General features: G+C 58.0%; 12 protein-coding genes. 9 read left to right on the top strand and 3 right to left on the bottom strand.

The features are described from left to right. Nucleotides 1-80: 80 nt before the first annotated feature. On the bottom strand, nucleotides 81-548 hold the full coding sequence (locus DW233_RS10180; RefSeq protein ID WP_147326350.1) for a hypothetical protein: 468 nt from the start codon (nucleotides 546-548) through the stop codon (nucleotides 81-83). 275 nt (nucleotides 549-823) lie between these two features. On the opposite strand from DW233_RS10180, the gene DW233_RS07590 reads away from it, so the two are divergent. Next, a complete protein-coding gene (locus tag DW233_RS07590) occupies nucleotides 824-1,255 on the top strand; it encodes an Hsp20/alpha crystallin family protein (protein ID WP_035138719.1) in 432 nt (143 codons plus the stop codon). A gap of 81 nt (nucleotides 1,256-1,336) precedes the next feature. Here the strand turns inward: DW233_RS07590 and DW233_RS07585 are convergent, their stop codons facing one another. After that, nucleotides 1,337-2,146 (bottom strand): MBL fold metallo-hydrolase, encoded by an 810-nt coding sequence (locus DW233_RS07585; RefSeq protein ID WP_118267576.1) that lies wholly within the window; start codon nucleotides 2,144-2,146, stop codon nucleotides 1,337-1,339. 48 nt (nucleotides 2,147-2,194) lie between these two features. Between DW233_RS07585 and tilS the strand changes: the two genes are divergently transcribed. The 5 genes from tilS to DW233_RS07560 all read left to right on the top strand — a co-directional run bounded on the left by tilS (nucleotide 2,195) and on the right by DW233_RS07560 (nucleotide 8,913). Then, nucleotides 2,195-3,736 (top strand): tRNA lysidine(34) synthetase TilS, encoded by a 1,542-nt coding sequence (tilS, locus tag DW233_RS07580; protein ID WP_199574613.1) that lies wholly within the window; start codon nucleotides 2,195-2,197, stop codon nucleotides 3,734-3,736. Nucleotides 3,737-3,883: 147 nt separating this feature from the next. Further along, a complete protein-coding gene (hpt, locus tag DW233_RS07575) occupies nucleotides 3,884-4,432 on the top strand; it encodes a hypoxanthine phosphoribosyltransferase (RefSeq protein ID WP_055251779.1) in 549 nt (182 codons plus the stop codon). A gap of 61 nt (nucleotides 4,433-4,493) precedes the next feature. Further along, nucleotides 4,494-6,572, top strand: a complete 2,079-nt coding sequence (ftsH, locus tag DW233_RS07570; RefSeq protein WP_304999861.1) for an ATP-dependent zinc metalloprotease FtsH — start codon at nucleotides 4,494-4,496, stop codon at nucleotides 6,570-6,572. Nucleotides 6,573-6,741: 169 nt separating this feature from the next. Continuing rightward, nucleotides 6,742-7,932: a pyridoxal phosphate-dependent aminotransferase gene (locus DW233_RS07565; RefSeq protein ID WP_118267572.1), complete on the top strand. Its 1,191-nt coding sequence runs from the start codon at nucleotides 6,742-6,744 to the stop codon at nucleotides 7,930-7,932. Between the two features lie 159 nt (nucleotides 7,933-8,091). Further along, entirely contained in the window at nucleotides 8,092-8,913 is an 822-nt protein-coding gene (locus DW233_RS07560) for a phosphatase (protein WP_118267570.1), read from the top strand. Between the two features lie 79 nt (nucleotides 8,914-8,992). On the opposite strand, the gene rlmD is transcribed toward DW233_RS07560, so the two are convergent. Then, complete coding sequence (rlmD, locus tag DW233_RS07555; protein WP_118267568.1) at nucleotides 8,993-10,438, bottom strand: 23S rRNA (uracil(1939)-C(5))-methyltransferase RlmD; 1,446 nt, start codon at nucleotides 10,436-10,438, stop codon at nucleotides 8,993-8,995. A 338-nt stretch (nucleotides 10,439-10,776) separates the two neighbouring features. Here rlmD and DW233_RS07550 point away from each other — a divergent pair, with 338 nt between their 5' ends. From DW233_RS07550 to DW233_RS07540, 3 genes are all read left to right on the top strand, one after another. Continuing rightward, on the top strand, nucleotides 10,777-11,637 hold the full coding sequence (locus DW233_RS07550) for a transporter substrate-binding domain-containing protein (protein ID WP_118267566.1): 861 nt from the start codon (nucleotides 10,777-10,779) through the stop codon (nucleotides 11,635-11,637). Between the two features lie 150 nt (nucleotides 11,638-11,787). After that, complete coding sequence (locus DW233_RS07545; protein ID WP_099432382.1) at nucleotides 11,788-12,441, top strand: amino acid ABC transporter permease; 654 nt, start codon at nucleotides 11,788-11,790, stop codon at nucleotides 12,439-12,441. Next, nucleotides 12,434-13,198 carry an amino acid ABC transporter ATP-binding protein gene (locus DW233_RS07540; protein WP_118267564.1) on the top strand — a complete coding sequence of 255 codons (765 nt, stop codon included), beginning with the start codon at nucleotides 12,434-12,436 and terminating at the stop codon, nucleotides 13,196-13,198. Before DW233_RS07545 ends, DW233_RS07540 begins: the two co-directional genes overlap by 8 nt. Nucleotides 13,199-13,443 lie beyond the last annotated feature (245 nt).

The raw sequence follows: 13,443 nt of genomic DNA, 5'->3' as shown, positions 1-13,443 counted from the left end.
GCCCCCCCCCTTTTTTGTGTTTGCGGGGCGTAAATGACTCAATTACACCAGACGATCTTATCGTTTTTGGTATTGAGCTTTTATTTAAAGAAAATAAATCGAATAACGAGGGCAACTGCTATGGCCACAATGATCATTAGCAGGATTGTCAGTCGATGCTGCTTGCGTCGTTTACTTGATGAAACGAAGATTGATTTTCCCTGTTTTGGCGTTTCGAGATAGCGAGCCGAGTGCGTCAAGGTTTGCTTGGGTCGAGGCCCTCTTTGTCGATGAGCGACGGATGCTTTCATCGGCTCATTCCTATTTGCGCTGTTTTTAGATAATGGTGCGTCTTTCAGATACACAGGGTCACCCGAGGCCACACCCATATGCTTGCGTCCCGTTTGCGCATCTTCGAGTGTTTGATAACGGTTTCTTGTCACATATTCGGGCTCTGGGTCATTGATGGGCTCTTGCGAGATGTGGGGGCGATGGAATCGAATCGGTTGCGGGCTGGATACTTCGTCCTGCTCCGGCATAAACGCGTTGTCCTGTTTTTGATCGTCCATGATGCCCTTAGTTCGTCATCAATATCGTGTATGCGCCCATTGTAAGCCAGCCGTCTAGTTTTGATGGGATTGCATACATTATTTAAGCCTTCGTTCAAATTCCGTTTATTAGACAAAATCTTAGTCAACCAGACTAAGATATGCTTATATCAATAGACTCAAAAAACTTTATAGTCGATGTATATATAAGAAGCGGTTGGGCATATATATGAGCGTCAAAAGAAGTCCCAGTCACCTAGAAGATGACTCGGCAGTCCTATAAAGGAGTGGTAAACATGGCAAGCATGGTTCCTTATCGTTCGGTTTTTGGCGTTCGTCCCTCTGCTAGCTCGCTGTTCGATCTGTTTGATGATATGAGTGATCTGGCGAACAGCTCGATTGCCTCTAAGGCGTTCCCTGTTGATGTTGAGGATAAGGGCGATGGCTATGAGGTCAAGGCTTATCTGACCGGCGTCGCCAAGGACGATATCGATGTCGAGCTTAACGAGGGCCGTTTGTCCATTAGCGTGAATGTCGAGGAAGACGAGGAGAACGAGGGCAAGAACTTCCTGCAGAAGGAGTTTAGCTCGTACAGCGCGACGCGCGGCGTGTATCTGAAGGACGCTTCGAGCGAGGGCCTTTCGGCTAAGTATGCTGACGGCATCCTGACCGTTACGGTTCCCAAGATTGTCGAGAAGAAGAACGTTACGAAGATCTCCATCGACTAACGATGGCTCTGCTTCAATCGAGAGTATGAGTTAAGGGGGGCTGGGAAGTGATTCCCAGCCCCCCTTTGTTGTCTTGAGGGGCTATTGAATGGTTGTCGGTTGATACTGGCTTGCAGGGCGTATCGAGAGCTTCCGTGGCCCTTGAAGACGGGTGGCAGAACTGCCGAGTTCATCATCGAGACTTGCATCAAGCGCGTTGGCATAGCTTTTGACGGTAAGGCTTGGACGATTATTGTCCTGGCTGATGTGCATGGCGATGAGTTGTTCGGTGCGATCGGTAACAAGTTCGCGCGCGGCTTCGGCGGCCTGGTTGTTGGAGAGGTGCCCCTTTGTGGACAGGATGCGCTCCTGAAGAAAGCGGGGGTACGCTCCTTCGCGCAACATAGTTACATCGTGGTTACTTTCGAGCGCGAGAACTCGACAGTCTTTGAGGATGCCTATGGCCTTGCTCGATAACTCTCCGGTGTCGGTGGCAAACCCAATGGAATCATCGAGAGCATTAAATCGATAGCCGACAGGATTGATGACATCGTGCGATGTTGAGTAGGTTTGCACGTGGATGCCGGCAATGGGGAGCGTGTCGCCGGGGTCAAATTCCTCTACGGGCAGGTGCGCGAGGTTTTCTTTGCATGAAAGGGTATCCCTGCTGGCAAAGAGGGGACCATGCCAGTGCTTGCACCATACATCGAGCCCCTTGATATGGTCACCATGCTCATGGGTGATTACTAGAGCGGCGACGTCGTCTGCCGAGAGGCCAAGCTCCGCCATGCGTTTAAGTGTCTCGCGGCGGGACAGGCCGTTGTCGATCATGATGAGCCCCTGAGGCCCCTCGACGAGTGCGCAGTTGCCTTTTGAGCCGCTGCTGAGGATATGAAGGTGCAGGCGAGACATAAGATTCCAAAGGATACAATGGGTGCGGACGAATAGAGGAGGAAGCGAATGCCAACGGTATCTCAGCACTATGGACATCATGCCGCACCGAGGACGGATAAGAGCGACCTGGCAACGCGGCAGGCCGCTGCCCCCGTAGTGCTCATGGTATCAGGCGGTGCGGACTCGACGGCGCTGCTCCTTATGGCTTGCACATCAAAGCTGGATATCCAGGACGGGCGCGGCGTCGCTCCCATTGCGCGCGAGCGATTGCACGTGCTGCATGTAAACCATCATCTGCGCGGGGAGGCATCCGATGGCGACGAGGCCTTTGTACGTGACCTGTGCGCGCAATACGGCTTGCCACTGTGTGTTGAGCATGCCTATTTTGATGACGAATCGGGCAATATCGAGGCTGCGGCTCGCGAGGTGCGCTATGCCGCGGCACGGAGATATGTTCGCGAACTTTGTGCCGAATCGGGCGCACCGCGGACGGCGGCTCGTATCTGTACCGCGCATACTTCGTCGGACCGCGCGGAAACATTTTTGATGAACGCCATTAAGGGGTCGGGTCCCGCGGGTCTATCGAGCATTCCGCGCCGTCGGAACATTGTGGTTCGCCCCTTGCTCGACCTCACGCACGATGAGCTCGTGAGCTATCTGCAGGTGCACGGTCAGCCATGGCGGGAAGATGAAAGCAACGAGGACGTTTCGTACCTGCGCAACTATGTACGCCATCGGGTGATGCCGGTGGTGGCACGGCGCAACGCGAGCGTCTGTAAGACGATTGGCGCCGCTTGCGAAATTCTGGGCGACGAAGACGCCTTTCTTTCCCAGCTTTCGGCACAGGCGTTTCGAAGCTGTCTGCGCAAGGAAGCGGCGGGCGCACTGGTGCTCGATGCGCGCCGTCTTGCCGCCGCTGAGGTTGTGATTGCACGGCGTATCGTGCGGTTGGCGATTAAGCGCATCGATCCCGACGCGCGACCGGAGATGCGGCACGTGGAGCGCGTGCTCGCCTGCGTCGCTGCGGGCTCGGGCTCGGTAACGCTTCCTGCGGGAATTGATGCCCGTGTGGAGTTTGGCATGCTGGCGTTCAAGGCCCCGGCGGCGCGCGAGGGCTTAGTGGCCGATTGGATCTCCGTTCCCGGTCATCTGCCGCTGGGGGCGGGGCGTATGCTGACAGCAGAGCCGATGGCTGTGGAGCCGGGGCGCGATATCGTGCACCGTGCCCGCGAGCTTGCTGCTGCCGGAGAGGTTGCGGCCTTGGTGGATGCGGCGGCCCTGGGGTTCGCCGACCGCGATAGCGAGCGGATGCTAGCCGGCTCGCGCGGGGAGATTCCCGCCGAGGCGCGATTGGCGCGCCTGTGGGTGGATAGCCCTGTGCCGGGAGACGTGATGTGCCCGTTGGGGATGAACGGCCGAAGCAAGAAAGTGTCAGACCTGTTAAACGAGGCGCGCATTCCTGTTTCAGACCGCTCTGGCGTACCCGTGGTAAGAACGGCTCCGGGAGGTGCCGTAGTATGGGTCGCAGGCGTTCGCACGGACGAGCGTTTTAAATGCACGGCCGCAACGCGCGTGGCGTATCTGCTTCGTGTGGTCGATGCGGAATAGCGTCCCACGCCAGCTATTCTGTGCGACGTTGACGGTATTCCCGCGCTGATGGCGCACGGGCTGGTAAATATACCCCGTGCGCTGCTAGAATGTGTAGTTCGCGTCCATACGGCGGTGTGTGGGCGATAAGCACAAGAAAGGGTTGTCATGGCTTCTCAACATCCGGATATCGAGAAGGTTCTGTTTACGCAGGAGGATATCGACGGTATCGTCTCTCGCCTAGGCGAGCAGATTACTCGCGACTACGCGGGTAAGGATCTGGTGCTGATTGCGGTCTTGCGCGGCGCCGTGGTCTTTATGGGCGACCTGATGCGCAAGATCGAGCTGCCGACCAACATCGATTTCATGGCTGTTTCGAGCTATGGCGACGGTGTGAAGTCCTCGGGCATCGTGCGTATCATTAAGGACCTGGATATCGACATCCGCGGTCGCGACGTGCTGATCGTCGAGGACATTCTGGACTCGGGCCTGACGCTCAAGTATCTGATGAAGAACCTCGAGAGCCGCAAGCCCGCCTCGCTGGAGGTCGCCGCCTTCCTGTGGAAGGACGTTGAGGACCGTACCTCGGCCGTCACGCCCAAGTATGTTGGAACCCATTGCCCCGATGCCTTTGTGGTGGGCTACGGCCTCGACTATGCCGAGCGCTATCGTAACCTTCCGTATCTGGGCATTTTGAAACCGGAGGTTTATTCGTAAGATGCCCGATGACCGTAACGATAACAATTCCCAGACTCCCCGGGAGCCTAAGATCCCGGGGATGCCCGGAGGCAAGAAGCCCACGCGTACGGGCTGGCTGTATTTTATTTTGGCTTGCGCGCTTCTGGGCTACGCCTTCTTTAACATGGGCTCCGGCTTTGCCAACTCCAGCAATACCGTTAAGCTCGCGACGAGCGAGATGGTCAACGCCATTAAGCAGGACCGTGTCGAAGATTTGACCTATACGGTTCAAGACGGAAGCGTGGCGGGTCATTACTGGAAGACAAAAAAGGACAAGGGCGATACGAGCGAGCTCAAGAGCTTCTCCTCGACCTATGTCGGCTCCGATTCGCTTGCCGAGCTTATGGCGGAGCACCCCAATACCAAGTACATCGTCAACACCAATGACCCCGATTTTTGGGGCGACCTGGCGATGAGCGTGCTTCCGACGATCGCCCTGATCGCCATCATGTTCTACTTTATGCGCCAGATGATGGGCGCCAACAACAGGAACATGCAGTTTGGCAAGACTAACGCCAAGACCAACGAGGCCACGCGCCCCAAGGTCAAGTTTGAGGATGTTGCCGGTGTGGACGAGGCCGTCGAGGAGCTCGAGGAGATTCGCGACTTCCTGAGCGATCCGGACCGCTATCGCAAGCTGGGCGCCAAGATCCCGCGTGGCGTGTTGCTGGTGGGCCCTCCGGGTACCGGTAAAACGCTGCTGGCCAAGGCCGTTGCCGGCGAGGCGGGCGTGCCGTTCTTTAGCATCTCGGGTTCCGACTTTGTCGAGATGTTCGTGGGCGTCGGCGCCAGCCGTGTGCGTGACCTCTTTAAGGAGGCCAAGTCCCAGGCCCCGTCGATCATCTTCATCGATGAGATCGATGCCGTAGGACGTCAGCGCGGAGCCGGCTTGGGCGGCGGTCACGATGAGCGCGAGCAGACGCTCAACCAGCTGCTGGTCGAGATGGACGGTTTTGAGGAGAGCGAGTCGGTCATCCTGATCGCCGCCACCAACCGCCCCGACATTCTGGATCCGGCGCTGCTGCGTCCCGGCCGTTTTGACCGTCAGGTTACGGTCGACCGTCCGGATGTGAAGGGCCGCGAGCAGATCTTGCGCGTGCATGCCGAGAACAAGCCGATGGACGAGGACGTGAAGTTTGAGAAGCTCGCCCAGATGACCGTTGGCTTCACCGGCGCCGATCTGGCGAACTTGCTCAATGAGTCTGCACTGTTGGCTGCCCGCCGTCATCGTTCTGTGATCTCGATGGACGAGGTTGAGGAATCGATGGAGCGCGTGATTGCCGGACCGCAGCGCAAGGGTCGCGTGATGACCGAGGCCGAGCGCACCACGATTGCCTACCACGAGAGCGGTCACGCCCTGGTGGGCCACATCCTGGAGCACTCCGATCCGGTCCACAAGATCTCGATCGTCAGCCGCGGTCAGGCTCTGGGCTACACGCTGCAGCTTCCGCAGGAGGACCACTTCCTCAAGACCAAGAACGAGATGCTCGACGAGCTCGCCGTGTTCTTGGGCGGTCGCGTTGCCGAGGAGCTCATGTGCGATGACATCACGTCGGGCGCGAGCAACGACCTGGAGCGTGCGACCAAGATGGCGCGCGAGATGGTTACGCGTCTGGGCATGAGCGAGGAGCTGGGTACGCAAGTGTTTGGCGAGGCGCAGCATCAGGTGTTCCTTGGTCGCGATTACGCCGATCACCAGGATTATTCCGAGGAGACGGCACGCCGCATCGATATCGAGGTTCAGCGCATCATGCGCGAGGCCCATCGCCGTGCAGTCGAGATTCTGGATGCCCGTCGCGGTCAGCTCGATCTGATGGCGAAGGTGCTGCTCGAGCGCGAGACCGTCGAGGGCGATGCCGTGAACGCCCTGCTCGACAACGAGTGGGACGCCTACCTTGAGCGCGAGGGTGATATCCTGGCGGCCAAGGAGGAGCGCAATGCCAAAGCTGCCGGCATGCCGACCAAGAAGCGCGCGCCGCGCATGAGCGAGGAGGAGCTTGCGGCGGACGCTGCGGCATTTGCGCAGGCGGCTATGCAGGAAGATGCCGAAGTCGCATCCGATGATGCCGACGATGACTGTGCCGTCAATGCCGGTGCCGACACCGACGACGACAAATAGTCTTTATGGCGAAAGCCTCCGCGGGGAAACCTGCGGAGGCTTTTTCTTCATTGATTGGGGACAGACTTAAATGAGCGTTTTCACGCATTTAAGTCTGTCCCCAATCAACATTGCTGCGGCGCTTTGCCCGACTAAAGCGTACAATAGCGCCTATGCGAAAGGGGAACAGATGATCAACGAAACTATGTATGCTCGCGGTGCGGAAAGCTCCATCATCCGCGAGATTTTTAGCTATGGCCTTGAGCGCAAGGCGCAAATCGGCGCGGAAAACGTGTTCGATTTCTCGCTGGGCAACCCGAGCGTTCCTGCTCCCGCTGCCGTCGCGGAGTCCATCAAAAAGGCGCTTGAACTGCCGAGTGACCAGCTGCACGGTTATACGCCCGCTCCGGGCCTGCCGCAGTGCCGTACCGCCGTGGCTGAGTCTCTTAACCGTCGCTTCGGTACGAGCTATGAGGGCAAGGATGTCTTTATGACCGTGGGCGCGGCGGCTTCGCTCACCTGCACGCTCAATGCCGTTACGAACCCGGGTGACGAGGTCATTGTTATCGCCCCGTACTTCCCGGAGTATCGCGTGTGGATTGAGAAGGCCGGCTGTACGTGTGTCGAGGCGCTCGCCGATGAAGATACGTTCCAGCTGAGCGTGGATAACGTGCTCAAGGCGATTACCGACAAGACGGCAGCTGTCATCATCGACTCACCGAATAACCCGACGGGCGCCGTGTATACGCGCGATACCCTGACGCGACTGGCCAATGTTTTACGCGAGGTCAACGCCAGGCGCGATCCCGAGAATCCGATCATGCTTATCTCGGATGAGCCGTATCGCGAGATTGTCTATGGCGCCGAGGTGCCTTGGGTGCCTTCGATCTACGAGCACACCATCGTGTGCTACTCGTATTCCAAGTCGCTTTCGCTACCGGGCGAGCGCGTCGGGTGGATCCTGGTTCCCAATACGAATCCTCAGGCAGCTCGTCTAATGCCCGCCGTTGCCGGTGCCGCCCGTACGCTGGGCTTCGTGTGCGCTCCGGCGCTCTTCCAGCGCGTGATTATTGATTGCATCGATGAGCCGAGTGACGTTGAGGCCTATGCACGCAACCGCACGGCGCTTACCGATGCGCTGGCGGAGTACGGCTACACCTATGTTGAGCCGGATGGTGCATTCTACCTGTGGGTGAAGGCGCTGGAGCCCGATGCGAACGCTTTCTGCGAGCGCGCGAAGAAGTATGAGCTGCTCGCGGTGCCTTCGGATAGCTTTGGCATGCCGGGCTGGTTCCGCATTGGCTACTGTGTGAGCTACGAGACCATCGTCAATTCGTTGTCTGCCTGGAAGCAACTGGCCGACGAATATCGTCGAAAGTAAAGCGCTCTGCTTGCAATGTTTTACGTGAAACGGGGTTTGGCGCTAAGCCAGACCCCGTTGTTTATGCCGTTGTGTGATTGGGATGAAGCAGTTTTACGACTGCCGAAGGCTATGCGTACAATGAATATAAGCGACGGCCATGCCAGATAAGGAGACCCGATGCCCTACCTGCTTTCTTGTGACATTCATACTCATACGATGTTCTCTGCGCATGCATATTCGACCATTGAGGAGAACGTGTACTGGGCGGCAGAGCGTGGCCTGCAGGTGCTCGGATCCGCCGACCATCTGAGCTCTATGGTTACGGCTTGCCCCAATGACCTGCGCAGTTACCAGTTCTTTATCAACCAGGATATCTGGCCGCGCATTTGGAGCGGCGTGCTAGTGCTGCGTGGTGCCGAGGCCGATATCGTTTCGCTGGACGGAAGCCTGTTTGGTGAGGACACTCCTGTCACGCTCGATATTGCCGGCGATTCATACAGCCGTCAGCATTCGCTGTTCGATTTGGTTACGCGTAATTTGGATTATTTGGTTGCAAGCGTGCATAATCCGCAGATTGCTGAGGGCGCGACGCTGGCCCAGACGACCGAGATGTATATCAACGCCCTGGAGCACCCCAAGGTGTTTATGCTTGGGCATACGGGTCGTTCGGGCTTGCCGTTCGATATCGATGAGGTGCTGCTGGCGGCCAAGGCCAAGCACAAGATTATCGAGATCAACAACCATAGTCTTGAACATGGTGTCGACACTGAGCATTGGGCCGTATGCCGCAAGATTGCCGAGCGTTGCGCCGAGCTGGGCGTGGGGATTGGCGTTTCGACCGATGCGCATATTGGCATGGCGATTGGTAAGCTCGACCAGGCGCGCAAGATGCTCGACGAGATTCACTTCCCGCTGGATTTGATCGTGACGCGCGACCGCGAGACGCTGCTGCGCGAGATGGCGGCAGCCGGCGTGTGTGACCTGCGCAAGGGGATGTAGCGGAGTTCATAAACCAAGCGAAGGGGGCGGTCCAGACGGGCCGCCCCCCTTTCTTGTCTCGAAAATCTACCGGGGTGGATTAGCGGCGCTCGAGGACCGCTACGGTTTCGGTGTGGTCGGTATGGGGGAACATGTCGACAGGCGTGATCTTGAGCAGGCGATAGCCTCCGTCGAGGAGCTGGTGCAGGTCGCGCTCTTGGGTCACAGGGTTGCAGCTGATATAGGTGATGCGGCGCGGCTTGAGTGCGCAGGCGGCTTCGAGGAACTCGGGGGTGGAGCCGGCGCGCGGCGGGTCGATGGAAAGGACATCGATCCGCTCGTTGTTGTCGGCGGCGTCCAGGATGTAATCGGTGGCGTCGTCGGCCATAAACCAAGCGCTGCGGGTGAGGCCGTTGAGCTCGGCATTGCGACGTGCGTCGGCAATGCCCGCCGGGTTGCGCTCCACGCCGAGCAGCATAATGCCGATGCCCTTGTCCTGGGCATCCTTCGCGGCGCACAGGCCGATGGTTCCGCTGCCGCAGTAAGCGTCCATAAGAATGTCACCCTGCTGCAGGTCCATGCCGTCAATGGCAAGTCGATAGAGCAGCTCGGTTTGCTGCGGATTGGTCTGATAGAACGCGGTGGGGGAGATATCGAACTCGCAGCCGAGCAGCTGGTCGCGCATGCATTCGGCGCCATAGACGATACGAGTCTCCTCACCCAAGATGGCATTGCCGGGGCGACCGTTGATGTTCTGAGCGACGGTGACGATATGCGGATCGAGTGCGGCGACAGCCTCAAAGAACTCCTGCGCATGCGGCAGGTCGCGCTGAGCGGTCACGAGGGTGACCATAATCTGGTCGGTGCGCCAGCCGCAGCGAACGACGGCATAGCGAAGCAGTCCCAGATGCTTGTCTTCGTTAAAGGCGGGAATATGCAGACGTTCGGCCTCGCGAGCGATGCCGTTGAGAATCTGACGAGCGCCCGGCGCCTCAACGGGGCATTTGGGAACGGCGACGATTTTGTGCGTCCCACGTTCAAAAAAGCCGCAGCGGACAGCGCCCTCTTTGCCGGGAGCAAACGGAGTGGCAGCCTTATGACGAAAACCACGCGGCGCAGGATATTTACCCGGGTCTCCCAGGGTGACTCCCATACCGCGAATGGGGTCGACGCTAATGCCCTCGCGCTCGCAAAGCGAGGCAAAAAGCTCCTCCATGGCAGCCTGCTTGGCCGCCAACTGCTTCTTATAAGGACGATTGAGCGCCGTGCACCCACCGCAGGCCTTCATGATGGAACAAGGAGACTTGGGATCCACAACCTTACGAGCAGGCGAAACCGAATCTTTATGCGGGCGCTTGGAGCGAGTCTGAGGCGCTTTATCGCCGTCCCGACGAGAACCAGAACGCTTGGTCTTAGCCCTGCTCTTGTTCGATTTGCTTTTTGCAGCTTTAGAAGACTTGGATTTCGTGGAAGATTTCTCCTCCGACCCCTCAGCCGCCTCGATCAAAGCACGACGAGCCTTACGCTCCGCACGAGATTCTGCCATCAATAACTCCACTAATTCATGAATTTAAGCTGCAAGTATTGTACCGTGCCAAGCCAGCAGACGATATACAAGCGGTTTATTCGTGTCGGTGATAAGCCCAACGACGGTTGCCCGCCGCGTGAGGGGTGTGGGGGTTAAGTTTATCGCGAGTTCCGCACGAACAGGAGGCCACTTAATGTGGCCTCCGTCGTGAGCAGGACTGTAGAGCAGGAAACTTAACCCCCACACCCCTCACGCGGCGGGCAAATTCGCCTTGTGCTCTATCACGCTAAAGTGTATGATTCTGAACGTTACATGACTCACTTTACTTAACTAAAGTGCTATCAAGGGGGAATACCATGAATACCGATATGTCTCGTCGTCAGTTTGTTGGTCTAGCCGGCTCGCTCGCCACGGTGCTTGGCCTTGGTCTTGTCGGCTGCGGCGGTGGTGCCGGCAAGGGCTCCGCTGCTGGTTCTGCCGCGGCCAAGGATGTGAAGGGCGCTGCGGAGTCCAAGAAGCTCGTGGTGGGCTTTGATAAGTCCTATCCTCCGTACGGCTTTGTGGGCGACGATGGCGAGTACACCGGCTTTGATCTCGATCTGGCCAAGGCTGTTGCCGATAAGCAGGGCTGGGAGGTCAAATACGAGGCCATCGACTGGGACGCCAAGGATACGCTGCTTAACTCAGGCGCCATCAGCTGCATCTGGAACGGCTTTACCATGGAGGGTCGCGAGGACGACTACACGTTCTCCGAGCCGTACATGCTCAATGAGCAGGTGCTCGTGGTCAAGAAGGACGCGGGTATCAAGAGCTGGGACGATCTTGCCGGCAAGACCGTGATTACCCAGACTGATTCCGCTGCGCAGGATGTGCTCGAGGGCGACCAGAAGGATCTGGCCGCGACGTTTGCCACGCTCGATACCATCGGTGAGTACAACACGGCGTTTATGCAGCTCGAGAGTGGTGCGGTCGATGCCGTTGCCTGTGACCTCTCGATCGCTCAGTATCAGCTGGCCGCCAAGCCAGATGCCTATACGCAGCTCGACAAGCCGCTGTCCAGCGAGCACTACGCCGTCGGCTTTAAGAAGGGCGACACCAAGTCGGCCGATGCTGTAACCGAGTCACTCAAGGCGCTCTACGAGGACGGCACGGTCAAGGACCTGTGCGATAAGTATTCAAGCTATGGTCTTTCCTTCGACAACTGGGTGCTCAAATAGCGGCTTTCCCAGGCACCCGATTTTGCCGTTCAAACCGTCGCTTGCGTACATTTAGTACGCGGCGCTCCTCTTTCACGGCAAACTCGGGCACCTGGAAAACCCGCTTTAGCATTGGGTTCGCTGTTCCGTTACTGTGAAAGAGAGCTTGGGTTGTCTATTCAGGTCATGATGCAGATGCTTGGCCAGGGATTCTTGGTCAGCTTGCAGCTGTTTGTGCTGACGTTGCTCGGGTCGATTCCGCTGGGAATTCCCGTGGCGTTTATGCGCATGAGCAAAATTGCGCCGCTTCGCTGGATCGCGCGCATCTATATTTCGGTCATGCGCGGCACGCCGCTCATGCTACAGATGTTTGCCATCTACTTCGCCCCGTACTACGTGTTCGGCATCTCGCTCACGCCCGATTCCAAGTGGACGGCGTGCGTTGTGGCGTTCATCATCAACTACGCCGGCTACTTTGCCGAGATCTATCGCTCGGGCCTGCAGTCGATTCCGCGTGGTCAATATGAGGCCGCCGAGGTGCTGGGCTACTCGCGTCTGCAGACATTTTTGTACATCGTGATGCCGCAAGTTGCCAAACGCATTTTGCCGGCGATGGGCAACGAGATCATCACGCTGGTCAAGGACACATCGCTGGCGTTTGCCATCGGTGTGGGGGAGATGTTCTCGACGGCCAAGGCGCTGGTTGCCTCGCAAGTGAGTATGGTGCCGTTTGCGATCGCGGCGCTGATTTACTGGGTCTTTAACTTTGTGGTCGAGATGCTGCTGGGCGCCGCCGAAAAGAAGCTGGACTATTATCATGACTAACTCAGTGATGAAAATCGAAAGCGCGCGTAAGGCGTTTGGCGGCAATGAGGTGCTCAAGGATATCTCACTCGAAGTCAAGCGCGGTGAGGTCGTGGCGATTATCGGACCTTCGGGCGGCGGTAAGTCTACGCTGCTGCGGTGTGCCACGCTGCTCGAGACACTCGACGGAGGCTCTCTCTCGTTTGGCGACCTTGCCGTTGCGACGGACGCGGGGCCGGGTGCGGTCTATGCGAAAGGCGACGTGCCCAAACAGGCGCGCTCGCGGTTTGGTCTGGTGTTCCAGAACTACAATCTGTTCCCGCACTATACGGTGATGAAAAACATCATCGACGCGCCGATCCGCGTGCTTAAGCGCCCGCGCGAGCAGGCGGAGGCGCGTGCGCGTGAGTTGATCGCGCAGATGGGGCTTACGGGCAACGAGAACAAGGTGCCGTGTGAGCTTTCGGGCGGTCAGCAGCAGCGCGTGAGTATTGCCCGCGCCCTGGCGCTCGATCCGGAAATCTTATTCTTTGACGAGCCGACCTCGGCGCTCGATCCCGAGCTGACGGCCGAGGTGCTGCGTGTCATTAAGGACCTCGCTGCGCAGAACATGACGATGGTGATCGTGACCCACGCAATGCAGTTTGCGCGCGATGTTGCCGACCGCGTGGTCTTTATGGATGGCGGTCGTATTGTCGAGGGGGGTCCTGCCGAGCAGGTTATCGACCATCCGCGCGAGCAGCGCACCCGTGAGTTCTTGAGCCGTATCGAGGGATAGACTCAGGTATTTACTCAACTATTAATTGAGGCGAAGCCGCCACGGGTCTTACGGTCTGTGGCGGCTTTTTGTTTACATCGACGGGGTTCAATAATTGCCCCACAAGCTTGTCTCTTCCTCTCGCCGCCTGTATTCATACGTGTGCCGAAAGGTATGCATGGACAGCCGCCCGTGAGGGTAGGGTGGTGGCATAGGACATTTGGAGGGTGAGTCGGCTCGGCTGCCGACCATGCTGCTCCCGGGAC

The sequence above is a fragment of the Collinsella sp. AM20-15AC genome, from assembly GCF_003471405.1.
Lineage (GTDB): Bacteria > Actinomycetota > Coriobacteriia > Coriobacteriales > Coriobacteriaceae > Collinsella.
The sequence above is the reverse complement of the archived record's forward strand: the minus strand, read 5'-3'. Positions and strand labels throughout refer to the sequence as shown.